Genomic DNA, 24631 nt, shown 5'->3' with positions numbered 1-24631 from the left:
AAGCAATAAATGTATAACGAAGATTATTTAATTCAAGTCGAAGAAGCGATAAAGAAACTACAAAATGGAGAGCGAGTAGTATCAATTGCATATGGTGACCATGTTGTGAGATATGCTGAAGTTCAGATAAATGACTTGCTAAGCTTAAGACAACGAATTAAAGCTGAACTCAAGATTGCAGGCATGAAGCCAAAGAGGAAAATTGTTCTTGCAACAAATAAAGGAGTGATATGAGATGGTAGAAAGCAAGAGGATTAAAGTGAGCTCAGATATGATTATAAATGCAGTAATAGATTTATCGCACTGGAATGAAAACATAAATTTTAAATTAGCAAGAGAAGATGGGATATTGGGAGTTATTCATAAAGCAACCCAGGGGTTAAAATACGTAGATCCAACGTATACAGAAAGAAGGAAAGCCGCTGAAGAGGAAGGACTTTTATGGGGTTCATATCATTTTGGAATAGGAGAAAACGGAAGAGATCAAGCTAACCATTTTTTAGAAACAGTAGGTGAAACTAAAAGTACAATTGTTGTTCTTGATATTGAAGAGAACGAAAGTGGAAAAAATATAGAACCAAGACAAGCAGAAGATTTTATTAAAAAAGTTCAAGAAGAAACAGGGCGTTTACCTTTAGTGTATGGAGGTGCTAATTTTTTGAAAGATTTTGCCACACCAATTTTGACGAAATGTCCATTATGGATAGCAAGATATGGAGATCAACCTGTTTTACCGCAAGGCTGGAATAAGTGGATTTTATGGCAATACACCGACGGTAAAAATGGTCCAGAGCCACATGAAGTAAGTGGAATCGGAAAATGTGACAGAAATAAATTTAACGGCACATTAAAAGAATTAAGAGAATTTTGGTTAGTATGATGCTAAAAAATTTCAAACAATTATTTAACAAGCCAAAAATCAAAAGTTCTGCATGGGATGGAGCAGGCTCAGGAAGAAGATTTTTTCACTTTCAACCAGAGTTAGGAAGTATAAATAGTTTACTTTCTCATAGCCTTGAAACTTTACGTAGTAGATCACGTGACATGGTGAGAAAAAATCCATATGCAGCAAATATTATTGATACAATAGTAAGTAACTCTATTGGAACAGGAATAAAACCGCAATCAAAAGCAAGAGATGGAGAATTTCGAAAGAAGGTGCAAGAATTATGGCTAAAATGGACAGATGAAGCAGATAGTAACGGAGTAAGTGATTTTTATGGATTACAAGCTCTAGTATGCAGAAGTATGATAGAGGGAGGAGAATGTTTTGTACGTTTAAGAACGAGAAAGCTGGAAGATAGATTTTCTGTGCCATTACAACTGCAAGTACTTGAGTCTGAACATTTAGATAATAAAACAAATCAAACTTTAGGAAATGGTAATGTAATAAGAAACGGGATTGAGTTTAACAAGCTTGGGCAAAGAGAAGCATATTACCTATTTAAAGAACACCCTGGTGAAGGCTCGTTTGGTGAATCAGTGAGAGTGCCAGCAAATGATGTTTTACATATTTATAGACCATTAAGACCTGGGCAAATCAGAGGGGAGCCTTGGCTTTCTAATATACTGCTGAAGCTTTATGAGCTTGATCAATATGATGATGCAGAGCTGGTGAGAAAGAAAACTGCAGCAATGTTTGCTGGATTTATTACGAGACTCGATCCAGAAGCAAATATCATGGGAGAAGGTGAAGCAAGTGAGCAAGGAGTAGCACTATCTGGCCTGGAACCTGGAACAATGCAGCTTTTAGACCCAGGAGAGGACATAAAATTTTCAGAACCATCAGACGTAGGAGGAAGTTATGAAGCATTCATGAGACAGCAACTGAGGGCAATAGCAATAGGTACAGGAATAACATATGAGCAGCTAACAGGAGATTTAACAGGTGTTAATTATTCATCCATTCGAGCAGGGCTGATAGAGTTTCGCAGAAGGTGTGCAATGTTACAGCATAACGTGATAGTGTTCCAGTTTTGTAGACCTATTTGGAATAGATGGCTAGAATTAGCAGTGCTTTGTGGAGAACTGGGTATAGATGAAAAAGTAGTAAAAGCAGCGAAAGAAGAAGTAAAATGGATACCACAGGGATTTGATTGGGTGGATCCACTGAAAGACCAGCAAGCACAGCAAATGGCAGTAAGGAATGGATTTAAGAGTCGATCGGAAGTAGTATCAGAAATGGGTTACGATGTTGAAGAAATTGACCAAGAAATAGCAGAAGATCAAAGACGTGCAAGCGAACTGGGCTTAAGTTTTGATTCTGAGGTTACTGCAAATCAAGAGGTGATATGAAACAACAATGGCTAAACAGATGTGTAATGGTAGAACCAAGGAGTTTTGAGTTACTGTCACTACAAACAGGAAAGCAGCCTATCTTTAAAAATATAAAACATGCAGTAAGAAATAGTGAAAGAGGAATAATACCGATACATGGCATTTTAACTAAAAAACCGGGTGCGTTTGATGAAATGCTCGGGATGACATCATATGAGCAAATAGAAGTACAAGTAAAGCAAGCATTAGAAGATAGTAGTATAGAGACTATTTTACTGGACATAGATAGTCCCGGAGGAGAGGTAAACGGTATTTTCGACTTAGCTGATTTTATCTACAGTGCAAGAGCAAAAAAGAGAATTGTGGCAATAACAAACGATGATGCGTACTCTGCTGCATATGCTATAGCTTCTAGCGCTGAAAAGATTTTTCTCACCCGCACTTCAGGAGTTGGGAGTATAGGAGTAATAGCAAGTCATATAGATCAAAGTGAATTTGATGAAAAACAGGGGATAAAATATACCACAGTATTTGCAGGAAGTAGAAAAAATGATTTAAATCCGCATGAGCCAATAACTTCTGAAAGTTTAGAAAACCTGAAAAGCGAAGTGAATCGTTTGTATGGAATGCTGGTTGAGCTAATAGCACGGAATAGAAACCTCTCTGTAGAGGCAATAAAAAATACTGAAGCAGGGCTTTATTTTGGTAAAAATGCAGTAGAGATAGGCCTTGCGGATGAAATTACAATTCTTTCATCTATTAATAAACAGGAGTATTACTATGAATGAACAAACTACAACTGACCTAAAAACTGATAATTTAACTAAGTATCGTACTGAAGTTGTTGAATTAATACGTTTATGTAACTTATCACGAATGCCAGAGAAAATAGGAGAATTTATTGAGCAGGGTGTAAGTGTTGAGCAAGCAAGGGAAGTTTTAATGGAACTGCTAGCAGAACGAACGAAGAAGACAGAAATACTGAGTGCAATACCACAGAATTCAGGAGAAGAGTTGATGATGCAGGTAGCGAAAAGTCGTGCGCAATCAAACATTTAAAGTATGTGTATAACCGCCGTGTATAACAACCACAAATATGGCGGTAAAAAAATAAAAAAAGGAGAAAAGGAAATATGACATGTATAACCGAACAAAATAATCTAGGTGACTTATTAAAGTATGAGGCATCAAGTCTATATTCAAGAGATCAGATAACAGTAGCCAAGGGGCAAAATCTGAAGCTAGGAACAGTTGTTAGTCGTGATAAAGACAACATGATTAGGATAATCAATCCAACTGCCACAGATGGGACACAAACAGCGATAGGTGTAATAGCAAGCGATGTAAACGCAAAGGAAAATAGTAAAGGAGTAATTATTGCTCGTGGTGCAATGCTAGCAGATCATGCAATTGTGTGGCCAACAGGTATCACTGAAGAGCAAAAAGCTGCAGCAATAAACCAACTTGAAGCACGAGGAATCATTATCCGTAAAGCGGTCTAAAGCTATATTAAACAATAAAAAACACAAAGGGGGAAAAGAAAAAATGCAAAATCCATTTACAAATACAGCATTTAGTATGACAGCACTAACAAATGCGATGAATATATTGCCGATAAATTATGGACGAGTTGAAAATCTAAATTTGTTTCCAAATAGGTCAGTAAGATTTAGACATATTACAATAGAAGAACATAACGGAGTTTTAAGTTTACTACCAACGCAGTTACCTGGAGCACCAGCAACAGTAGGAAAACGTGGCAAAAGAAAGGTAAGAACGTTTACGATTCCGCATATTCCACATGATGATGTAGTGCTGCCAGAAGAAGTACAAGGAATAAGGGCATTTGGATCAGAAAGTGAACTGAAAGCGCTGGCAGATGTAATAACTGACCATTTGCAGCTAATGAGAAATAAACATGCAATAACGTTGGAGCATTTGCGGATGGGAGCGCTGAAAGGAATAATTTTAGATGCTGATGGGTCAGAATTACTAAATCTGTACAACGAATTTGAAATTACGCCAAAAGTAGTAAATTTTGCACTAGGAACTGCAACAACTGATGTAAAGCGTAAGTGTCTGGAAGTACTTCGGCATATAGAAGATAACCTAAGTGGTGAATATATGACAGGAGTTCATGCCTTGGTAAGCCCTGAGTTTTTTGATGCACTAACTTCTCATGCTAAAGTAAAAGAAGCATATGAGAGATGGCAAGAAGGAGCAGCACTTCGAAATGATATGAGATCAGGATTTACATTCTGTGGAATAACATTTGAAGAATATAGAGGGCAAGCAACTGACCCTGAAGGAACCGTGAGAAGATTTATTGAGAAAGATACAGGGCACTGTTTTCCACTAGGAACAGCGAGCACATTTACAACATATTTTGCACCAGCAGACTTTAATGAGACAGTAAATACTCTTGGACAGCCACTCTATGCAAAACAAGAACCAAGGAGGTTTGATAGAGGAACTGATTTACATACGCAGTCAAATCCATTGCCAATGTGCCACAGACCAGGAACATTAGTAAAAGTCGTTGCAGCATAACAATACTGGTAGAGTAACTACAAGTTGGTGAGGCACAAGAGGACTCTACTAGTGTATAACTTATTAGCATACTTATGAAAGAATGCAAGAGAATATTAAGAGATTACTAAAAGATTGTTTTGTCCATTTAGGAGAAGTGGCTTTGTATAAATCAAAGGATAAGTCATACATGGTACAAGTATTAAAGCAACAGCCAGATAAATTATACGAGATTGGTGAAGGACAATTTGTGGAAGAAACTTTAGCGTTAGAAGTAAGTGCGTTTGATGTGTTAAGGCCAATAGTAGGAGATGTTTTTGTTATAGGTGATCGAAGATATAAAGTACACTCACCGCCACTTAGAGACAAGTCTGGAATAACGTGGAAAATAAAAGCGTCTGGGGTGTAAAATGTCTGTTCATATAGAAGTTGAGGTAATAGAAAGTGTAAATGCTAAAAGAAAAAAAATAGAATTAGCAATAGTGAGAGCGTTAAACAGAACAGCACTATGGCTAAAATTGAAGACAGCAAAAGAAATTAGTGAGGAAAAGAAGATAAAATTAAGTTTGATAAGAAAGAGATTAAGAATTTTTAAGGCGAAAACTAGCAGATTAGAAGTGTTAATTAGAGCAAATCTCTATGACATTAGAGCATCGACAATTGGTAAAATACAAAAAACAAGAAGAGGATCGAAAGTAGGAAAGCATGAGTTTATAGGAGGATTTGCAGCAGTTATGCCAAAAGGAAATAGCGGTATGTTTAAACGTGAAGGAAGAGCAGCATTGCCAATACAAGAAGTAAAGCTACCACTGGAACCTGAAGGCTCAAGAATAATAAAAGACCTTGTTGATTATGAGAGTGAGAGAGTGTTTGAGAAATACTTTAAGCATGAGCTAAACTATATTTTAAAGATATGACAAAGTTCTGGACAGATTTACATCAAACAATTTGTACTACGTTAAAGGAAGAAATACCAGCAATACAGACATGTGAAATTTATCCAGCAATAAGAAAAGAATTGATAGCACCAGCGTTATTTGTAGAGCTTGTGAGTTTAGAATCGGGAAAAGATCCTGGAACAGAGGAATTAGCCCTGAAAGCAAGATTTGAAGCACGAATTGTGATTGATAGCACAATAGAAAATGCCCCTATTATTGTCAGAACATTAGCAGCAGAAGTAGCAAGAGTAGTGAATAAAAATACTTGGAACGTGAAAAATGTTTCACCGGGAGAATTTATCTCTGCGGAAATTGACGGATTTAGGCCGGAGTTAGATGCGTATTTGGTGTGGATGGTTGATTGGAGTCATCAGCTTCATTTAGGTAAATCAGTATGGTCAACTGGCATAATGCCACATGTTATTGAGATAGGTGAAGTGCATGTTAGACCATAGTTTCGCGATTTCAGAACTAAATAGAAAATTAGCGAATATTATCCGTATTGGATTGGTAAAAGAAATAGATTATGAAAAAGCAAAAGTAAGAGTTAAAATAGGAGAATTTTTAACAGATTATTTACCATGGATAACGAGCAAAGCAGGAAAAGATAGAAATTGGTCTCCGCCAGATATTGATGAGCAAGTAGTTATACTTTCCCCGCTGGGAGAATTATCTTTAGGAGTAGTACTTCCTGGAATATATCAACAAAAGTACTCTGCTCCAGAAGATAAAAAAGAGGTGAGTAGCTTAACATTTCAAGATGGAACAAAGTTGTCATACGATAAAGATAAACATCATTTAGAGATTGAAGTAGTAGATAAAATAACACTGAAGGTTGGGGGATCGAGCATAGAGATGACAAAAAGTGGAATAAAATTGAAGGCAGATAGAATAGAACTTAATTAATTGGAAGAATGAATAAATCAGTTGTGCGAGTAGGAGATTATTGTGCAGAAGCAGCACCACATTTTTGCATTAGCGGCAGTAACAATGTTTTTGTAAATGGTAAGCCAATGTGCAGACAAGGAGACAATTTTAGTGAAGGAAAAGTAATGATTCAAGGATCAAAAACAGTGTTTGCAAATGGGTTTGGAGCGGGAAGAGTAGGAGATATAGTTTCATGTGGTTTTAAAGTAATAAAAGGCAGTGAAAGCGTTTTTGCAAAATAGAAATGAAGGGTATGGATGCTAAAACAGGAAAAGCGTTAGAAGGAATAGAGCACTTAAAGCAATCTGTCGTAGATATTTTAACTACCCCTATTAATAGCAGAGTAATGAGGAGAGATTATGGGTCAAGATTATTTGAATTGGTGGATAAGCCAATAAATAGAGATTTAACACTTGAGATATATGCAGCAACAGGAGAAGCTTTGGAAAAATGGGAAAAGAGATTTAAGTTAGAAAAAGTAAAAGTTGAAGGAGTAAAAGAAGGGAGAGTAACATTGAATTTAGAAGGTGTCTATCTTTCAGAAGGTAAGTTCATAAATATTAATGGAGTAGTTGTTTAAAAATGCAGCAGCCAAATATTATCGAACCACTGAACTTTGAAGAGATTTTTGCTCGGATGAAGGAAGAGTTAGTGAAGTGTGATGAAAGTTTTACAGCATTAGTAGAAAGTGACCCAGCGATGAAGGTATTAGAAGTAGCAGCATGGAGAGAACTTTTGCTTAGAGAAAGAATAAATGAAGCAGTAAAGAGCAACTTACTTAAATTTGCGACAGGAGAAGATCTTGATAATTTGGCTGAGTTTTATGGAGTAGAGAGAGAAAAAGAAGAAGAGGATGAAAGATTTAGAAAGAGGGTAAAAGCAAAGATAGCAGGTTGGTCAACAGGAGGAAGTAAGGAATATTATAAATATCATGCACTGTCAGCAGATAGTAGAGTAAAAGATGCACTAGTGGAATTAACTATACCAGGGAAAGTACAAATTTCAATCTTATCAACACAATTATCCACAACTGGCATAGCGTTAGAAGAGCTACTTAAAATTGTAAAAAAGCAGGTTACTAGAGATGATATAAGGGTTTTAACAGATACGATAACAGTAATTGGTTGCAATATTACGGAAATAGATATTCACAGCAGAATGAGCATAAGTCCTGTAATATCAGAGGAAGAAATCAAGAAGCAGTTTATTAAGAAGTTTGAAGCAAATAGAAGGCTGGGATGGAATGTTACAAAATCATGGATAATAGCGAATCTATTTGTAGATGGTGTAGAAAATGTGGAATTAATCGAGCCAAAAGAGGATATTGTGGTGCTAGGTAACGAGTGTGCAAATTTGCGAAATTTAAAGATTGAGTAATGCTATTACCCCCAAACGCAACAAAGCAAGAGCAAGCACTGGTTGATGCAACAGATTATAAGGTTGATCCGAGCTGTATCAGAGGATTTAAGTTTAGTCTTAAAGAAGAAACATTGCCTTGGATAATAGAAGAATATGGTTTAGAAGAAATACTGCGCTGGGTAAAAGATAGAAGAAAAGCCGTAATAGAAGGAGTAAAATTTCAAAGACTGAGAGGAACTCCAGCATCACTAAAAATAGCACTAAAATGGGCAAATATAGAAGATATTACAATCATCGAAGAACCACCTGGTAAACACTTCTTTGAATTACAAATAGGAATAAAAGATGTTCCAAATGACTTTTTTGTAGATGAAGTAGTAGAACTTGCAAAACTATCATTACCAGCAAGATCAAGGCTAATGAGGATTTTTAATGACTACTATAACGTTGATAGGTTTATATTAGATGAAAGTATATTCGGCAGCTTATTATCAGACTATTCAGGTAGAAAAGTTGAAAAAGATGGACCAGTGTTATCATTTGGTCGGAAGAATACATTTGAGCTAAAGATCTTAAATCCAAGTTTTAAGTTTAGTACTTTTCGTGTTCATTATGAGCAGGCATTTAGTAATGACATATATCGGTTAGATGTAGCAGTGCTTGGGGAAACAGAGCCTCACACAAAGGATTACAAAGGCATTTATGAAAGGAGTCATCAGTGGTACAATTTAAAAGCACTATATCCATTACCACAAAGTTTATTACCAGAAATAAAGTTTGCTAAGGCACAGATAGTATTATCGGACAGTTGGAATTTAGGAGAAATAAACACATGTTTTCCAGTTGGTAGCATAGAAGAAGGAAATAAATTTGTATTGGGAAGCGATAAACTTTCAGGGCAATATTGGAATTTAAAACACAAGCCAATTTTAGAAAGGTTTAGCGTTACTCACCACTACAAAGTAGAGAATTTTACTGGTCAAAAGATTACAAGATATAGCTTAGCAGAACATAACATTCATTTTGAAAGCGAATTGGATTCAAAGCAAAAGGATTCAATACATGAACCGGAAAATTACATTTTAGTGTTTTACCCGGGAGTATTGAAGTGGCACGAACATCGACATTTGCACAGAAATTGGAAAAATAGTCAAGTAATATCTATAATAAGTTAAGTACTTATATTTATATCCTCATATATTATGTTAATAATAGGTTAAAGTGTATGAAATAAAAAGAAAAAGACTTGCTTTCTTATGCTAAAACGGACATGACTTGAATAGCGGCAGGTAAACATAAGAAATTTGTCTGGCGCTAGAAAAGCTAATTTTGTGAGGTATGCAATGGGGTTCAACGAAGAAAAGAGAGAATCTTTTAGTAAGTTTTTTAAAGAAGTATCAAGTAACGGATTTAAAAATATTAATAAAAGAAATGAAGAAGGAGAGACGATATTACACCAAGCAGTGGAAATCTCTGATTACAAAACAGTAAGGTTATTAATAAAAAAAGGAGCAGAGGTAAATGCAAGAGATAAAAAGGGTTATACACCACTGTACTGCGCAGTATTTGCGAGAAGTTTAGAAAATGTAAAAGTACTGCTAAGGGAAGGAGCAGAAGTAAATGCCACTAAATATATCAACGGATGTACGCCACTGCACTCTGCATGTAGGCTAGGGGCAGGAATTGCAATAATAAAAGAGCTAGTAAAAGCAGGAGCTGCAGTTAATCAACTGGATAAATATGGTGCAACACCAATGTATTATATATGGGAGAGTGAAAGGTATGGTCTATGGGATAATGGAGAGAATGAAAAGGCAAGGAAATTTCTGGGAAAGCAAGGTGGAATAACAAAAAGTAGAAAACTGACGTGCTATGGAATAGAGGGGCTAGTGGGAGAAATAGCAGATATGTTGGATAGGAGCTATTTACCTGAGTTAAAAATAATAGAGATAGAAGAAATAAGGAAGAGAGACAAATCATCAATAAAGAAAGAATGTCAAAATTTAGCAAGCAAGATAATGAGCAAAGTGAACGAAATGATAGATGAGGTGGTGAGAAAGAAGGCTTAGGGATTTAAATTTAAAGAAAAGGTGAGGTGGATTATGTTAAAGCTTGGTAAGAAAGAGAAATCTCTATTAGAGAACTCATGTAAAAATATTTATGCAAGAGACGAGAAGGAAAGAACAGCTCTGCATTATGCAATAGACGCAAAAACAGTGAGGTTATTAGTCGAAAAAGGAGCGAATGTGAATGCAGCAGATGTAGAAGGATACACAGCACTGCACCTAGCGGTAACGGAGAAACGTCTAGAAAATGTAAAAGAGTTAATCAGATCAGGAGCAGATATAAATGCTGAGGAATATGAGAGTAAATGCACGCCGCTGCACCTTGCATGTATGGTGGGGAAAGTGGAAATAGTGGAGGAGCTAGTAAAAGCAGGAGCAGAAATAGAGCAAGAAGATAAGTTTGGAATGACAGCAATGGATTATGCGAAAAATAGTAAAGAGATAACCGAGGTATTAAAGAAAGAAACAGACAGAATTGAAAAGCTATTTATGAAGGGCTAAAAATATGGAGAAAGAAATAGAAAAGAAAGTAATGAATTTAGAGAGAAAACCTTTGGATGAGCTGAGAAAAATGTGGAAGAAGGTATTTGGAAAAGAAGCGCCTAGATACTCAAAGAAATATCTGATACCAAGATTAGCTTATAGAATGCAGGAGGAAGCGTATGGAGAAATGTCAAGAAAGGGGACAAAAAGACTAGAGTATCTGGCAGATCGGCTAGAGAAGGGAAAAAGAATAAGTAGTGACAAGTTGCCAGTAGCAGGAACAGAGTTGATATTGGAGAGAGGTGAAGAGACGCATGCGGTAATGGTGACAGATAAGGGTTTAATCTACCGAGAAGAGTTTTACACGTCATTGTCAGCAGTAGCAGGAAAAATAATGGGAATGAGTTACAATGGGCCTTTATTATTTGGAATGCGTGATAAAAATGGGAGTTGAAAATGCTGAAAGAAGTAAGATGCGCGATATATACAAGAAAATCAAATGAAGATGGTCTAGAACAAAAGTTTAATAGTCTTGATGCACAGCGAGTAGCATGTGAGAAGTACATAAAGAGCAGAGAGGGCTGGGTAGTATTGGCCAAAAGGTACGATGATGGCGGCTATTCAGGAAAAAACCTAGAAAGACCAGCAATAAAGGAGTTGTTTGAAGATGTTAAAGGAGGAGAAGTAGATTGTGTAGTAGTATATACATTAGACAGACTATCAAGAGAAACAAAAGACAGCATCGAAGTAACGTCATTTTTTAGAAGACATCGAGTAAATTTTGTAGCAGTAACGCAGATATTTGACAATAATACGCCAATGGGAAAGTTCGTGCAAACAGTGTTATCAGGAGCAGCACAACTAGAAAGAGAGATGATAGTAGAGAGAGTAAAAAACAAAATAGCAACATCAAAAGAACAAGGGTTATGGATGGGAGGAACTTTGCCGCTAGGGTATGATGTAAAAGATAAAGAATTAATAATAAATGAGAAAGAAGCAAAGACGGTGAAGCATATATTTGAAAGATATTTGGAGCTGAAGTCAATGGCAGAGTTGGCAAGAGAGTTAAACAGAGAAGGATACCGAACAAGGTCTGATATCTTTAAAAAAGCGACAGTAAGGAGAATAGTAACAAACCCAATATATATGGGAAAGATAAGACATTATGAGAAAGAGTATGAGGGAAAGCATGAGGCAATAATAGAGGAAGAAAAATGGCAAAAAGCACAAGAATTGATAATGAATCAACCATATAGAAAAGCAAAATATGAGGAAGCGCTACTTAAGGGAATAATTAAGTGCAAGAGCTGTGAAGTAAACATGACACTGACATATGCAAAAAAGGGGAATAAGAGATATCGATATTACGTATGCAACAATCATTTAAGGGGAAAGAATTGTGAATCAGTAAATCGAACAGTAGTAGCAGGAGAAGTGGAAAAAAAAGTGATGAAGAAAGCGGAAGATTTATATGAAAAATGGGGAGAAAAAGCGGAAGAGTGGAAAAATTTAAGTTTTGGAAAGCAAAAAGAAGTAGTGAAAAAGTTAATAAAGGGAGTAATGGTAAAAGAAGATGGAATAGAGGTGAGTTCAGAGGATAAGGTGGAATTTATACCAATAAAAAAGAAAGGAAACAAATGCACGGTAGTAGAACCAGAAGGCAAAACAAATAATGCGTTACTCAAAGCAGTGGTGAGAGCCCATCTGTGGAAACGTCATCTAGAGGAAGGAAAATATAGAAATGTGAAAGAGCTGAGTAAGAAAATAAACGTAGGTACAAGACGTATACAGCAAATTTTAAGGTTAAATTATTTAGCACCAAAGATTAAGGAAGACATAATAAATGGGAGGCAGCCAAAGGGTTTGAAGTTAGCTGAATTGAGGGAAATACCAATGCTTTGGAGTGAGCAGATGAAGAAATTTTGCAAATTAGCGATTTAAAAATCACACGATTAATACTTTACTAATACAAATTAGCTACATAAGAGATACAAAGAAAAAAATAATATGAGAAAACTAATTACCGGAAAAACTAGTGAAGCAGATATAACCTATGATTTGCCATTTTACGAAGATCAGTTAACGAGTAAGGATAAAGCGAAGCTTTTTAAGCTATTAGAAAGGATACAAGAGGGTAAAAGTATCGGTGAAAAAATTAGTCAATCCTTTCATGATACACGAAAGATTCCGTTGATACTAATAGTTGATACACATGAACGTAGAAGAGATATATTCACACTATTACATTATGCTAGATTTTGCAAGAATAAGCAAGCTGAGAATGATCTTTTAGAAGAAGCTAAAAAACATGGGCTTTTTGAGGAGTTTAACTGTAGGAAAATAGTCTCGAACTACTTAGGAAGTCATGGAAAACCAATAAGTACATATAGTACTGTTAAAGATGGTGTAGTAAAGGTAGAAGGTTTTGAGCCTTGGGATGATAAGGAAGTGATGAATCCAAATATGAAAAGCGAAGAAGATGGTAAAAACTCTTCAATAGAGAATATTATGGAAGAATCAGTTTGTAATATTTCAGAAGATATTGAGGAAGTTTCGGATGGGTGTAAAGAAAATTTTTATGCAGAACAGCAAAAAGAAATTACCGATACCATAGAAGGTGGCATTCAGCCGTGCGAGAAGATTAATAATGGTGAAGATTATGAAAGGAATGAAGAAAATCAAGGGAATTTCGCTAACTCAGGAAGAACGGTGGTAAAAGAGCTGAATGCTTTAAGAATCTTTTCTTCTAACACTTGTGTTAACGATAAATCTTTCAAAATTGCAGATGAGGAAACATCAACAAAAACAATGCAACAAAGAGCCATTCTGGTTGGTGTCGTTGGGGTGGTGCTACTGGTAAGTGGTATTGTATCACATATCATGAAAGCGCATACTATAGGAGCGGTTGGAGTGATTGCTGGATTGGCATGCATGGGCTTTGTGTTGTATAGTACCCTAGAACCGAGTACAAAGCTAGAAAAGGTAGAAGAGCTCTTCCAATCCAACGCAAGAGAACATTCCTAAGAAACACGAACACCAATGCTCTAGAAGAACCTCTCCATTAACCCAACTTAACCCTTTCCAACTTAGGCTACCTAAGTTCCTGAAGCTGTAGGATTAACACAATTTCCGATTTGATCAACTTCAATATTACTAAGCGCTGTATTCGCCTTATACGAATAGTAACACCCTAATGCAAGAAAAGTTAACGCAGCCACGGTAAGCGAAATACATATTGCTAAATGAGACATTGTTAAACTTGCACCAACGGCAAATACTCCAGATAATATAAAAGAAACAGAGGGGTAATTACTTTGCTTTTTACTATTAGTGCTTGCCTCAAAGAATTTTTCTTTTTGACTCTCTACTCCTTTACCCTTACTTTCAGATTCCTGCAGCCTTGCTTTCATGTCATTATTTTCATTTTTAGCCTCTTGCACTTTGAGTCCATTCCAAAGGATAGATTGATCAAATACCTGATTTCTACCAGATGGTGATTCATTTAGCTGAATTTTCCTATGATTACTACTAACGGAAGATACCACGTTAGCGCTGTGCGCTTTCTCTGAATTCATATATTGTACTGCACTACAGAAATGTTCATCATTATCGGAATCATCCATAGCATCAATACCACTGTTCTCTTGGGTCGGCTGACTACTTTCGTCTACAAGTTGTGTGCGACGATTGTTATCTCTAATATTTACTAAACTTTCCGGCTGTGATACTTGTATTGAATCCCCTTGCGCTACACATTCAGCTAACTGAATGAAAGCTTTCTTATTTTTACCACTTCTTTGTTCTAAAATTGGCATTTCAACAGTAGGTAAACTATTAATGGGATCAGCTAGTTTATTAAGTAGCACTTCTAGACCTCCTTTGTTAATCATACGTAAATCAAGTTTATAGGTAATACCACCAGAGAGAGAAAGCTCAACTTTTTGATCAGAAGTTTTAAAAAGTTGAAAGATACTCTTACGACTAGAAAAAAAGTCTCAATGTTTAATACCGCATTATTAGGCAAACTCTTCAATGCCTCAATAGAACTAATAGTCCATTTACGAGAAACACCATACTGATGCTCGTAATCTGTAACACACAAAACCCTACTCGTACCATTACCTACAGAAGGCATCTTAAGATCAAGCGCTGATACTATACCCTCTTCCTGTAATGTTGCTTGATTGTTATTTTCATCAGTTTGACCTACTGTCGCTTTCTGCCCTGTAACGTAAGACTGACTCTTGTCGTGATTCGCTTTGTGATATGGTGGTTTACGTGAGAATAAAAGAAGTTCATATTCGTGTGATTTCCTTGCTTCAAACATTTTTTCCAATCCATCTATATATTGAACGGTTTTCTCGAAAGATGTCACACCAGGTAAACCATCTCCACCTGGTAAATTGAGAGGACTTTTTAAAATATCTTCAGCCTCTCGTTTTATCTCTGCAAGTTCATTAAAGGCTACCTCAAGGTCCATCTTTTTTAAGATATTAGTAACTTGTTTAATTGCTAGCTTCTTTTTTTGAGCATCTTGTGGCTTATTCGATATTATATGACTAACTTTGCTAAAACTACTACTTGGATGTTTCTTTGCAATCATATCAACGATGTTTGTTACAACACATGTGTTTGATGTACTAACACTCATTTCCAATTCTAGACAATCAATAAACTCTGCCCAAACCACCTTCCTGCAATACTTACTCAGCTCCTCTTCAATAGATTGATCTCTTTTGAATCCGAAAGTTCTGTAGAGAATTCCCTTAAAAGTTTGATTTGACATAACAACTTTACCCCAACGCATATAATACATGAAAGGACATTGCAGAAAAACTTAATACAAGAACTAACTAACAAAAACTAGCCTAACTAAAGCTAACACAAAACCCCTAGTCGATTGTAGCAACATTTTTCCAGGAGTAAATATGTTTGTTAGTATTATGACAGTTCTTGATTACGTTAATAGATTAAGTCAAAATTAGTGGAGAATGCTTAGCCCTGCAGCGTTAGAAAAGATAGAATTGTTTACCTTGTCAAATTTGTAAAAAAGATCACATTTTTGTGAGAACAAGCTACGTAAAAGTAGGGTTATGAAAATAAAAGCTTGAAGTTATTGCAACAAAGCTAAACAGATTAGTTCATATATTAACTTAGCTAAAGTGAGCCAATATAACTGGCTTTAGTGTATAATGAAATCATCATATAAAAAAGTTCGTATAGATCACATGGTAGGCCAACGCATCCCAAGAAAAATTGTTCTCACGGGTAGCGGTTTTTGTTGCTGGAAATGGTTGGATTATTTAAGTTATTAGCAATATATAATGCTAAATTAATAGTAATTCACTTGAGAATAAAAAGAAAAATTTATGATAATTTTACATTTCAAGTGGATCTTACGTTTAAATTATCTGACATCCAAAAATTAAGGAAGGCATTTTTAATGAAACATAATTATACATATGGAACGAACAACTTGAGGTTTTTTATAGTTAAGAGATCGTTATTTATTGGAGTAGTATCAGTCTGGTACTGTATGACCACTCAACATAAAAACGCCGCAAAACCATACAGAACCTATAAACTCTTACCAGTGACATGGTAGGAAGACGAAATTAATATAGTATTGCCTACCACATACTTATAAGGCCTTAACAAAACATTGAAATTTACTACTTACCCTTAGAACTACCTGCAGAATTAACCTGAACTATGGTAAGAGCTTCTGTTATTCTAGTAGATACTCCATCTTTTTCAAGATCTATACCTTCCATTTTTTTTAATTCCTCTCGTTTATCTTTTAACAAATCATTCAGATTCTTGTGCATAGTGTCATCTCTTTCTAAAGACCCTCTTGCCATTACTATTGCACCTGTCAGTACTTCACATTCTTTTATTTTTAATTCTTTATAGCTATCCTTACTTTTGAACTTCTCATTATGAATTGCATCAAGAAGAGTGACAATATTATCAAACTCACCTTTAAGAATATACTCTCTAATTAATGATTTTTCTGCCTCATGAAAAGCAATTTTTGATACTTTACCACCTCTTATTTGGTCATCACTTTTCATTAGGTTATTTTCCACCCATTGTGTAATTGAGCCGGTATCATTCCTATCTATTGAACGAGCTAAGAAGCGCGAGTGTGAATCTTCAAATACCATTTGTAAATTACTTTTACGTTTTTTCATATAACCTCCTTTGTATATATGTTCCTTAACACCTTTTCCTTTTAAGCGTTGCTCAATATCACTGACAACGCCTTCTTTTGGTAGTTTTATAATATCACTTCCATCGATACCACCTTCTCCTGGCGGCTTTTTAGTGTGACTTTCATCTACAATGATACTACTTGCTTCAGAAAAAGACTTATTTTGTTCTTGGTATCTTTCAAGTATTTCCTTTACCCAATCATTACTTAGTACTTCTCCAATCCTTCCGTGAAATGGTGCACCAATATAATCTTGCCGTACTAAATCTATAAAAGACTTCAGTATCTCTTGCGTTCCATTCCCTAATCCTTCTTCCACTATATTTTCTAGAAACCCCTCCCTTAATTGCCTGTATGGCACTAGATGAATAATAACATGGGGAACAATCTTACTAGATAGTATTTCTCCCATTAATTTATCATCCATTTGTTTACCATCCCTTTGTAAACGAAATACTGCCGTATTATTATAACCTTTTGCAGAATTAATTTGTGACTCTCTATATTCATTTCCTTGTTGTATTGAATACATTCTTGTTTCTGTTTCAGTAGCAGAAGGATATACTTTTATAGTGTTTTCTTCTCCTTTTTGTCTTGGCGTTAATACTCTTTCTTCTAACGGTTTAAAATCAAATACTGCATACAAATGTTTTGCTATATGATGATAAAGAACATTATTTAGATTATCTCTACTGATCTCTTTATTATAATCACCTAAACCTTGACTATGTGTTCTAATAGCAAAATCATATCTATTATTATAATCATTCAGATATTTCTGAGCTTCCTGTACGTCAAAACTATAAGAAGTCACATCTAGTAAAGAGTTTAAAACAGTTAACGCATATACTGTTCTCTTTACTATATATCCTTCATTATTCACAATTCTAATACGCGAATCATAATCTTTAATATTCTGATCATTTATCTCTTGAGTAATTTCGTCATGTAGTCGTACCTCAAATAACTTTCCTTTTATTTGTTCTTGTAACTTTATTGTTCTAGCTTTTTCTTCAATATCTTTACTTTTATATAACCGGATTTCCTCCAATAAAGAATTACCTTCATCAGGAAAAGCAGCATATCTGTCTTGGTTAAACATAGTTAATATTATTCTGGCAACTCCTTCACAGATTACTATAATGTCCGATAGATTCATTGGACCTAGCTCCTTAACAAGGTGCTCAATGCCATGCTCTATATATTTACGAATTCTTGTCTGAAAATTACTTATAGCTTTTTGTTTTTCATTTTCAGATAAAACATTCTCACCAACTCCTTCTAATTTTTCTATAAATTCTTTACCATATATTAAGTGATACTTATTACGTTGCCTTTCTTTAGTTTCAGTTGTGAGTTCAGATTCATCATATTCACCAGAAGGAATAACCCCTTTCTTTTTGAGATCATTATATTGTTCATCTGTTAGACAAATACCTCCTTTACTTATCATTAGTGGAATCATAACTTGTTCTACCATGTTTTCCACATATAATGTGTAGCCACCTTTTTCTTCTACTTTCACCGCACTTTCAATAGCACTCTTTATCGAAGAATATGGTATAACATGACGCATTTGCTTTGTAGAACTTCCCAATACCTTTGGACGTCCTACTACAGTGATTTTAGTATCATCTGTACTATCAATTATAATATCTACTAGCACATCAGGACTCATCTCTATATCAAGTAGATCCTTTAAAAACTGATACGCGTAAGCCTTACCATGTCCTCTAGGTATCTTTCTTTTGGTAACTGGTGTAGAAGTATGTGGAGGAGAAAAATGATCATCTAATGCCTCAAACCTGTTACATACATCTGAATCTTTTATCTTTTTTCTAAATTCTTGTTTTTCAGAAAACGACCTACAGACTAACTCTCTCTCATTTCCTTTCTTCTCCCCCATGAACATTTTGTACTCTTTAAATGCGAATGATTGCTTAACCCCTCCAGTATTGTTACTAGGTAGTTCTTTTTCTACCAATACCCTCTCTCTTTCACTGAATCTTGAGCCACGACTGTTTAGCGTACGAGAAATAGTGTAGCATCTTACAATTTGTCGATCACGTGAATCTTTTCTATTAGTTAGAACAGCAAACTTTAAATTTCTTTCTTCAGTGTCATTTTGATTGTTACCTAAATAGATTTCTCTTCTGCCTGCAAAGATATTAGCAAAATGGAAAGATTCGCCAAGGTAACCTTCAATCTTTTTTTCAAGATCATCAAGAGGCTTATTTCTGGGCTGATCTGGCAGCTGCTCAGCAGATTCCTGTAAACCCATCATACCACGTAGAGGCTTTGCAGATAACTTTTTTCCTTTTAATGGCTCAAGAAATTCTACCCCTCCGGTGTACACAGTCATCAACACATAATAAACTGCCCACCAACCACAATCGCTTCCATTCATCTGCTGACCAGTTGAATCATTAAGATCTATAAAGTCAATTTCTTCTTTTTTGCAAAAAGGCATTAGCCTTATCTGTTTTTCACCTTCATCAGTTTTTTCAGTAATTTCACCACCTTCTGTTAAAAACTTCTTTAACCCTTCAGGAAAAGATTTCTGACTCAATGAATCAAAAAAGAGAAGTTGATATTTTTTATTGTTTATTTTTTTACCCGATAAGCTATCATATTGTTTAGGTAATAGCACCCAACCGATCCAATGAGAACCACCCTGTTTACTTGCATCTGTAGAACTTTCAACAATTACTGTAACGGTGTTAGAGATAACAATAGCAGGCCTATAAGGTTTATAATCAGTTACAATATCACTATCTTTACCAATTCTCTTACAGATATGCTTGGCTGTACTTTTTATGCTCTCTTCATCATTAAAACCAAAATTATTTGGGCCAATATAATAAGCTAATTCATTTCCATCATTATCAATAGCCCGATTTACATATGAACTTATTTGATCTATACCTGCCCATGTATGTGGATTACCTGAATCATCATCATTGAATTCCACTTGCCTTAATTTATCGTAAACACCAGCTGCAGCGACAAGATCACGATCTTCTATACCATAAACCTCTTCTCTAGAAACTTCTATAGCTTCTTCAATGTCTTTTTCTAGGTCCTTAAGAAGTGGCACAAAATGTTTCATGTAACTCACTAGTACTAAATTTTTTTTGCTATTATCTACCTTTAGTTGATCGAGATTCACACCTTGTACAAAAACTTCAGGATCACAACCATGTGCTGTAATTTTAGTTACCGTAACTTTTTTACTATCTTCCTCTATTGAATGGACATAAAGCTCCACTTTGTACTTGTCACATATCACTTTCCCTTCAATACTTGGACGACCCCATATAGGCGGAGAACCAGATCCTATAGCCATCTTCTTAATCTCTTCTAAATATTTAAAAAAGGACTTAGCATTGTCTTGCTTATTACGTCCATTTTCGCTTATTACTTCTCCATCTGGATCTTTTTGAGGTACGTAATAGTCTTCAGCATCTCTTATTACCGCTTTATAAACCCACGAATCCGACCCTTTGTTTGCTTTAGCATAATCTGCACAACCTTCTCTTAATGATTTTGCGGTAAAACGATAACCTGATTTTATATTTAGCTCATTCAATCCTTGGGCCACAGAGTCAAAAAAGCAATCTCCTGTTTTAAGTGCCACCCCTATTTTAAGGTCATTAGGGTAAAACGTTCTTAGTTGATTTAACAAATCTTCAAAATTTTGTTTTTTTTGCTGATCTTCTTCCTGAGCTATCTGTTTAAAGATAGAAATAGGCTCTCTCTTTACTCTGGTACTACCACTTTGAAACATTATACCACCCTAATCGTATTAAACTTCTAATATAATAGTTGAAAAGTTTATTAAAGCAAGATATTTTTCTATGACTAACAATGCTTCTCAGAGCTTGTCCGCAAACAAAAAAAGGGATAGTATATGAGTTTTAAAAAAGGGATTAGAAATGAGAAAGAAGTATCCAACAGATCTAAGTGAAAGAGAGTGGTTGCTAATAGAGAAACACTTTAGAGTATCATACAAGAAAGGAGGAATGCCTCTGAAACATAGCAAAAGGGAGGTATTATCTGCAATTTTTTATGTGCTACGTACAGGATGCCAATGGCGCTATTTACCAAATGATTTTCCACCGTGGAAGACAGTATATGAGCAATTTAGAAGATGGAAAAAGCAAGGAGTTTTCGAGAAAATGAACTATGATATTAGTAAATACAGTAGGTCAAAAATGGGAAGGAATGAGGAGCCAAGTGCGTGTATAGTAGATAGCCAATCTGTAAAAACGACAGAAAAAGGGGGACAAAAGGCTACGATGGAGCAAAAAAAGTTAAAGGTAGAAAGAGGCATATAATCACGGATACTCAGGGTTTTATATTGGGATGTTATGTGGGATCTGGAAATGAAAATGACAGAGATGGAGTTAAGATAGCATTAGATAATATGAGGAAAAAATATACCAATGTTAGGAAAATGTGGGCTGATATGGGATATCAAGGAAAAGATTTAAAAGATCATATAAAGAGAGAATATAACATAGAAATTGAGATTGTTAAAAGGCCTCCATGCAGATTTTGGGTACACCGAGACACACCATCAGAATTGTTGCCAGCGAGAGAGCAAGGATTTAAAGTGCAGCCGAGAAGGTGGGTTGTAGAAAGAACTTTTGCCTGGATAAATAGGAATAGGAGACTATCGAAAGAATATGATTTGCTGACAACATCTACTGAAAATTTTATATATCTGGCTATGAATAGATTGATGTTAAAGAGGGAATATGCTTGAATTTTATGGTTTGCGGACAAGCTCTAAGTGGGTTTTAACTTCGCCCTTAAGTTCTGTTCAGCAGTGTCTGCTCTGTTCCATTTGTGTTAGGTAAGGGTATGGTTGTAAATACAAAATTCGATCAGCAGAGGGCTGAAGATGATCTATATACTGTTTTGAGATTCAAAGGAAAAGGAGATTTTGAAAGACGGATAAGAGAACTGCTTGTTAACAATTATAAGAAACTTAAAAAACCACTGAGCAAACTCCTTGGTAAGTTAGAAAGTAAAATAAGGACTGATAAAGAGAACAACCAAGCAGCCAGAAACGTTTATGATCAAATCAAAAAATCTAGAACTAATGAAGATAAATTAAGTAATTTATTGGAATTTAAAAAACAGCTAAAAGCTTTCTTAAAAAATCAAGATGATTGTAGTATTGTGTTAAATGCAATTGACTCTGCAAGTGTTATCCCTGTTATTGAAGTTAATGGTGTGCATCCAAAAGATAGTGAGATCAAAAAGTTAAAAAAAGCTCAACCTCTCACCTCTAACAGACAAGACTTTGAAGAAGCTCTAGAATACATAGAATCACAAGAAGAAGTTATGGGGATTACATTAGAGGAACTTATGGAATACAAGCAACACTCTGTTAAGATTTTTCTACTGAACCGTGTTAATTCATGCAGAAATGGGTATTCTCAATTACATCCTGATGTAAGAGAAGCTATAGCAATATTATCAAATGATAAGCTGAGAGCTTTCTACGATGAAGAAGTAAAGAAGAAGACGCTGCAACCAATATTATCCTACAAAGAATGTGAACGATTATATGACAAAATTAACTACGAAAAAAATGAATCTCATACTATAATTGAAAGAGAAGAACTTGGAGAGAATGTTAGGACGGTAATGGGAGTGAAGCGCTTTATGAGTGAAAGCAGTGAAGAAGATCAGAAAGATTGTGCTAGTCTAACAGACATTGTTGTTGATCAGAGACAAGATCAGAAAGCTTCCGATAATAGTGAATTAATTGAAAATAGTGGCATATCTTCTCTGGGCAACTCAATTAATGTTTTAAGTGATATGAGCGTACCTTCTGGCTTTGATATAAATTTGATTAATTCGAGTACTCCGATTAAACAGATCGGTCAATCTAACCACACTTCTACGAGTGAAGATCCGTTTAATGAAGCAGATCTTAGTGGCAAGATGAATTTAAGTGGTGCAAGTAGAATGGTTGAACCTATGAAACTAATTGTAGATAGGTTGAACAAAGTGGAGGAAATACTAGAACAACAAAATTTTACGTCATTAAGTAGAGAGTTAACAGAGCTGAAGATGTTCTTGCAAGGGTTTTTCAATGTTGTAGAAGAACTTATCAGTGAAAGTGGCAAAAAATGTCTACAGAATGAGTCCGGAGGCAATTTCGAAAATTCATCTGGGGATTTTTTACAACAAATTTACAGACTTAAATTAAAATTGGAAATACAAGGAAAAATGAATTGTTCTCTAGATCAAAGAAATGAATTATTGATCGAAGAAAACCTTAAACTTGTAGAAAAGAACAAAGTTCTTCTCAATAGAAACAATTTGATTGAGAATCAACTACGTGGCGTACTCGAGGAAAGAGATAGGCTGTATGCTTCGATAGAAGAAAGAGAGAAAGATAAAAATAAGTTGATTGCAGAAAACGAGCAATTAAAATGGGAAAATGATGAGTTAAACAAGCGTGACGACTACATTTTAATAGCAAGCGAAACAAAAAGTATTGCTATACAAACAGAGAACATAAGCAAATCCGGAGAAATTACCCAATCAGATGTTAAGTGTCATGGACAGATAGAACAGGAGAAGTTGATAGAAGAGATAGATATAATGAAAGAACAAATTGAGGAACTCTTATCAGAAAGGATTATATTATTGAGCAGCGTAGAACTATTAAAGGCAGAGAATAAACGATTAGAAAACGTTGAAAAAAGCTTGAGTGCCGGGATCTCACATTTGTGCTCTGTAGAAAATTTGTATAATGAGCTTGCAGCTATTGAAAAGAGGGGGAAGCTCGATAATTCAACCCAAAATGAAATGGAGGCGGAAGTTGGCACTGAGGCGATGGTACCTACAAAGAACGTGGATCTAGTTAATGTAAAACAAGGTTATAGTAAAAGGGCTAGTAACCTATCTCAAGTTCCTGAAAAAAGTTCAGCAGTAAGATCTCAATTCTCAGCAGCAAGCACTCATGGTAGAAAGCAAATAATTTATGCCTCTGCTTCTCTTATATTATCTGGAGTATTTGCTGTTGGCACAAGTTTAACAATGTCTCATTTAGGAATATCTATTTCACTTGCTTTGACTGCATTAACTTTCCTTACATTGGGATGTTATTGTTCATATAAGGCAAGTACAACGCTTAGGAATATTGAACTTGATCAAACTTTTAAAATCGCTAATCATGAAGATGTTTTTATGGTTCCTAGTTTATAACTGTTTGGAAAAATATATTGTTTTACTCCCCAAAAGATTTAGTGAAAAAGAGGTAGAGAGAAAGATGAAAGGGTCTATCAGCTCTCGGTGCGGCAAATTAGCTGCTGACAGTGATATAGAACATTACTTGGCGCTCTAGACAATTGGCGAATAAAATTCTAGGCGTAGAAGGAGATATAGATGAAGAAAAGACCAAATTTAGTGGAAAAATTAGCAGGATTTTTTTGGGCTCTGTGCATGATGGCGAGGGAACAGCAAAGTGGTTGTATTAAGGGATTAGTTTTATGTCCTTAGCTCAACTTTTGAAATCCTAGATGATCAAAATGCTCTGCTCTCCTAAGATTAGTGATGTTAGGATACCTCTTGGTCACAGTACTAATAACCAGAATTATGGATCAAGATAAAAAAATAGTAAATAATTTGAGCATTTACAACAGGAAATTAGCATGTACCTAAATTTAAGCAGCAGACATCTTCAAATTATCATCAATTCAGTAGAATTCAAGATTTTCAATGGCTTGACCATGTTAAGGTATGCAAAAAACTGCCATTTTAAATTTGATCAGACTTAGTTGAAAGAGTGGAGATTTTTGATAATTTACCTAAAA

General features: G+C 35.2%; 22 protein-coding genes and 2 pseudogenes. 21 read left to right on the top strand and 3 right to left on the bottom strand.

The genetic code is table 11. From position 1 onward, the window contains the following. The first annotated feature begins 9 nt into the window (after positions 1-9). The 19 genes and pseudogenes from ABWU74_RS03035 to ABWU74_RS02945 all read left to right on the top strand — a co-directional run bounded on the left by ABWU74_RS03035 (position 10) and on the right by ABWU74_RS02945 (position 13603). Positions 10-234, top strand: a complete 225-nt coding sequence (locus ABWU74_RS03035; RefSeq protein WP_353289423.1) for a gpW family head-tail joining protein — start codon at positions 10-12, stop codon at positions 232-234. Between the two features lies 1 nt (position 235). Beyond that, positions 236-880: a glycoside hydrolase family 25 protein gene (locus ABWU74_RS03030; protein ID WP_353289422.1), complete on the top strand. Its 645-nt coding sequence runs from the start codon at positions 236-238 to the stop codon at positions 878-880. Further along, entirely contained in the window at positions 877-2295 is a 1419-nt protein-coding gene (locus tag ABWU74_RS03025; RefSeq protein WP_353289421.1) for a phage portal protein, read from the top strand. The genes ABWU74_RS03030 and ABWU74_RS03025 overlap by 4 nt, the downstream gene beginning before the upstream one ends. Then, a pseudogene (locus ABWU74_RS03020) lies at positions 2292-3336 on the top strand (S49 family peptidase). Before ABWU74_RS03025 ends, ABWU74_RS03020 begins: the two are co-directional and overlap by 4 nt. A 74-nt stretch (positions 3337-3410) precedes the next feature. After that, a complete protein-coding gene (locus ABWU74_RS03015) occupies positions 3411-3779 on the top strand; it encodes a head decoration protein (RefSeq protein ID WP_353289420.1) in 369 nt (122 codons plus the stop codon). A gap of 43 nt (positions 3780-3822) precedes the next feature. Then, complete coding sequence (locus ABWU74_RS03010; RefSeq protein WP_353289419.1) at positions 3823-4827, top strand: major capsid protein; 1005 nt, start codon at positions 3823-3825, stop codon at positions 4825-4827. 82 nt (positions 4828-4909) lie between these two features. Continuing rightward, on the top strand, positions 4910-5215 hold the full coding sequence (locus tag ABWU74_RS03005; protein ID WP_353289418.1) for a hypothetical protein: 306 nt from the start codon (positions 4910-4912) through the stop codon (positions 5213-5215). Between the two features lies 1 nt (position 5216). Continuing rightward, positions 5217-5723, top strand: a complete 507-nt coding sequence (locus ABWU74_RS03000; RefSeq protein ID WP_353289417.1) for a phage tail protein — start codon at positions 5217-5219, stop codon at positions 5721-5723. After that, positions 5720-6199, top strand: coding sequence for a hypothetical protein (locus ABWU74_RS02995; protein WP_353289416.1), 480 nt, complete (start codon positions 5720-5722; stop codon positions 6197-6199). Before ABWU74_RS03000 ends, ABWU74_RS02995 begins: the two co-directional genes overlap by 4 nt. Next, positions 6186-6650, top strand: coding sequence for a phage baseplate assembly protein V (locus ABWU74_RS02990; RefSeq protein WP_353289415.1), 465 nt, complete (start codon positions 6186-6188; stop codon positions 6648-6650). The genes ABWU74_RS02995 and ABWU74_RS02990 overlap by 14 nt, the downstream gene beginning before the upstream one ends. 8 nt (positions 6651-6658) lie before the next feature. After that, positions 6659-6913: a PAAR domain-containing protein gene (locus ABWU74_RS02985; RefSeq protein WP_353289414.1), complete on the top strand. Its 255-nt coding sequence runs from the start codon at positions 6659-6661 to the stop codon at positions 6911-6913. A 2-nt stretch (positions 6914-6915) separates the two neighbouring features. Continuing rightward, the gene (locus ABWU74_RS02980) at positions 6916-7251 is read left to right on the top strand and encodes a GPW/gp25 family protein (RefSeq protein WP_353289413.1); all 336 of its coding nucleotides are present in this window, start codon (positions 6916-6918) and stop codon (positions 7249-7251) included. A 2-nt stretch (positions 7252-7253) separates the two neighbouring features. Continuing rightward, entirely contained in the window at positions 7254-8048 is a 795-nt protein-coding gene (locus tag ABWU74_RS02975; protein WP_353289412.1) for a baseplate J/gp47 family protein, read from the top strand. Beyond that, the gene (locus tag ABWU74_RS02970) at positions 8048-9205 is read left to right on the top strand and encodes a phage tail protein (RefSeq protein ID WP_353289411.1); all 1158 of its coding nucleotides are present in this window, start codon (positions 8048-8050) and stop codon (positions 9203-9205) included. The genes ABWU74_RS02975 and ABWU74_RS02970 overlap by 1 nt, the downstream gene beginning before the upstream one ends. A 168-nt stretch (positions 9206-9373) precedes the next feature. Further along, positions 9374-10099 carry an ankyrin repeat domain-containing protein gene (locus tag ABWU74_RS02965; RefSeq protein WP_353289410.1) on the top strand — a complete coding sequence of 242 codons (726 nt, stop codon included), beginning with the start codon at positions 9374-9376 and terminating at the stop codon, positions 10097-10099. Positions 10100-10132: 33 nt separating this feature from the next. Beyond that, entirely contained in the window at positions 10133-10597 is a 465-nt protein-coding gene (locus tag ABWU74_RS02960) for an ankyrin repeat domain-containing protein (protein WP_353289409.1), read from the top strand. Between the two features lie 4 nt (positions 10598-10601). After that, a complete protein-coding gene (locus ABWU74_RS02955) occupies positions 10602-11033 on the top strand; it encodes a DUF2924 domain-containing protein (RefSeq protein ID WP_353289408.1) in 432 nt (143 codons plus the stop codon). Between the two features lie 2 nt (positions 11034-11035). Beyond that, positions 11036-12520 (top strand): recombinase family protein, encoded by a 1485-nt coding sequence (locus ABWU74_RS02950; RefSeq protein WP_353289407.1) that lies wholly within the window; start codon positions 11036-11038, stop codon positions 12518-12520. 66 nt (positions 12521-12586) lie between these two features. Then, the gene (locus tag ABWU74_RS02945; protein WP_353289406.1) at positions 12587-13603 is read left to right on the top strand and encodes a hypothetical protein; all 1017 of its coding nucleotides are present in this window, start codon (positions 12587-12589) and stop codon (positions 13601-13603) included. Between the two features lie 71 nt (positions 13604-13674). On the opposite strand, the pseudogene ABWU74_RS06695 reads toward ABWU74_RS02945, so the two are convergent. From ABWU74_RS06695 to ABWU74_RS02930, 3 genes and pseudogenes are all read right to left on the bottom strand, one after another. Next, positions 13675-13929 (bottom strand): annotated as a pseudogene (locus tag ABWU74_RS06695) (AAA family ATPase); the annotation flags it as partial. Positions 13930-14465: 536 nt separating this feature from the next. Continuing rightward, entirely contained in the window at positions 14466-15365 is a 900-nt protein-coding gene (locus tag ABWU74_RS02935; protein ID WP_353289404.1) for a hypothetical protein, read from the bottom strand. Between the two features lie 886 nt (positions 15366-16251). Next, positions 16252-20580, bottom strand: coding sequence for a hypothetical protein (locus ABWU74_RS02930; protein WP_353289403.1), 4329 nt, complete (start codon positions 20578-20580; stop codon positions 16252-16254). A 148-nt stretch (positions 20581-20728) separates the two neighbouring features. Here ABWU74_RS02930 and ABWU74_RS02925 point away from each other — a divergent pair. After that, a protein-coding gene (locus ABWU74_RS02925) for an IS5 family transposase (protein ID WP_353289402.1) occupies positions 20729-21561 on the top strand; the annotation gives its coding sequence in 2 pieces (ribosomal slippage) (positions 20729-21098 and positions 21098-21561; 834 coding nt in all). Positions 21562-21659: 98 nt separating this feature from the next. Next, a complete protein-coding gene (locus ABWU74_RS02920; RefSeq protein ID WP_353289400.1) occupies positions 21660-24023 on the top strand; it encodes a hypothetical protein in 2364 nt (787 codons plus the stop codon). The last annotated feature ends 608 nt before the right edge of the window (positions 24024-24631 follow it).

The sequence above is a fragment of the Wolbachia endosymbiont (group A) of Paraperithous gnathaulax genome, assembly GCF_964028485.1.
Lineage (GTDB): Bacteria > Pseudomonadota > Alphaproteobacteria > Rickettsiales > Anaplasmataceae > Wolbachia > Wolbachia pipientis.
Note: the sequence above shows the minus strand (reverse complement) of the source record. Positions and strands in the feature narration are given on the sequence as shown.

Excerpts from the sequence above, each read along its gene's own strand:
- ABWU74_RS02950 (WP_353289407.1), top strand. The coding sequence starts at position 11,036 with ATGCTGAAAGAAGTAAGATGCGCGATATATACAAGAAAATCAAATGAA.
- ABWU74_RS03035 (WP_353289423.1), top strand. The coding sequence starts at position 10 with ATGTATAACGAAGATTATTTAATTCAAGTCGAAGAAGCGATAAAGAAA.
- ABWU74_RS02985 (WP_353289414.1), top strand. The coding sequence starts at position 6,659 with ATGAATAAATCAGTTGTGCGAGTAGGAGATTATTGTGCAGAAGCAGCA.
- ABWU74_RS02995 (WP_353289416.1), top strand. The coding sequence starts at position 5,720 with ATGACAAAGTTCTGGACAGATTTACATCAAACAATTTGTACTACGTTA.
- ABWU74_RS02990 (WP_353289415.1), top strand. The coding sequence starts at position 6,186 with ATGTTAGACCATAGTTTCGCGATTTCAGAACTAAATAGAAAATTAGCG.
- ABWU74_RS03010 (WP_353289419.1), top strand. The coding sequence starts at position 3,823 with ATGCAAAATCCATTTACAAATACAGCATTTAGTATGACAGCACTAACA.
- ABWU74_RS02980 (WP_353289413.1), top strand. The coding sequence starts at position 6,916 with ATGAAGGGTATGGATGCTAAAACAGGAAAAGCGTTAGAAGGAATAGAG.
- ABWU74_RS03000 (WP_353289417.1), top strand. The coding sequence starts at position 5,217 with ATGTCTGTTCATATAGAAGTTGAGGTAATAGAAAGTGTAAATGCTAAA.
- ABWU74_RS02920 (WP_353289400.1), top strand. The coding sequence starts at position 21,660 with ATGGTTGTAAATACAAAATTCGATCAGCAGAGGGCTGAAGATGATCTA.
- ABWU74_RS02970 (WP_353289411.1), top strand. The coding sequence starts at position 8,048 with ATGCTATTACCCCCAAACGCAACAAAGCAAGAGCAAGCACTGGTTGAT.
- ABWU74_RS02930 (WP_353289403.1), bottom strand. The coding sequence starts at position 20,580 with ATGTTTCAAAGTGGTAGTACCAGAGTAAAGAGAGAGCCTATTTCTATC.
- ABWU74_RS03005 (WP_353289418.1), top strand. The coding sequence starts at position 4,910 with ATGCAAGAGAATATTAAGAGATTACTAAAAGATTGTTTTGTCCATTTA.
- ABWU74_RS03030 (WP_353289422.1), top strand. The coding sequence starts at position 236 with ATGGTAGAAAGCAAGAGGATTAAAGTGAGCTCAGATATGATTATAAAT.
- ABWU74_RS02975 (WP_353289412.1), top strand. The coding sequence starts at position 7,254 with ATGCAGCAGCCAAATATTATCGAACCACTGAACTTTGAAGAGATTTTT.
- ABWU74_RS02945 (WP_353289406.1), top strand. The coding sequence starts at position 12,587 with ATGAGAAAACTAATTACCGGAAAAACTAGTGAAGCAGATATAACCTAT.
- ABWU74_RS02960 (WP_353289409.1), top strand. The coding sequence starts at position 10,133 with ATGTTAAAGCTTGGTAAGAAAGAGAAATCTCTATTAGAGAACTCATGT.
- ABWU74_RS02965 (WP_353289410.1), top strand. The coding sequence starts at position 9,374 with ATGGGGTTCAACGAAGAAAAGAGAGAATCTTTTAGTAAGTTTTTTAAA.
- ABWU74_RS03015 (WP_353289420.1), top strand. The coding sequence starts at position 3,411 with ATGACATGTATAACCGAACAAAATAATCTAGGTGACTTATTAAAGTAT.
- ABWU74_RS03025 (WP_353289421.1), top strand. The coding sequence starts at position 877 with ATGATGCTAAAAAATTTCAAACAATTATTTAACAAGCCAAAAATCAAA.
- ABWU74_RS02935 (WP_353289404.1), bottom strand. The coding sequence starts at position 15,365 with ATGTCAAATCAAACTTTTAAGGGAATTCTCTACAGAACTTTCGGATTC.
- ABWU74_RS02955 (WP_353289408.1), top strand. The coding sequence starts at position 10,602 with ATGGAGAAAGAAATAGAAAAGAAAGTAATGAATTTAGAGAGAAAACCT.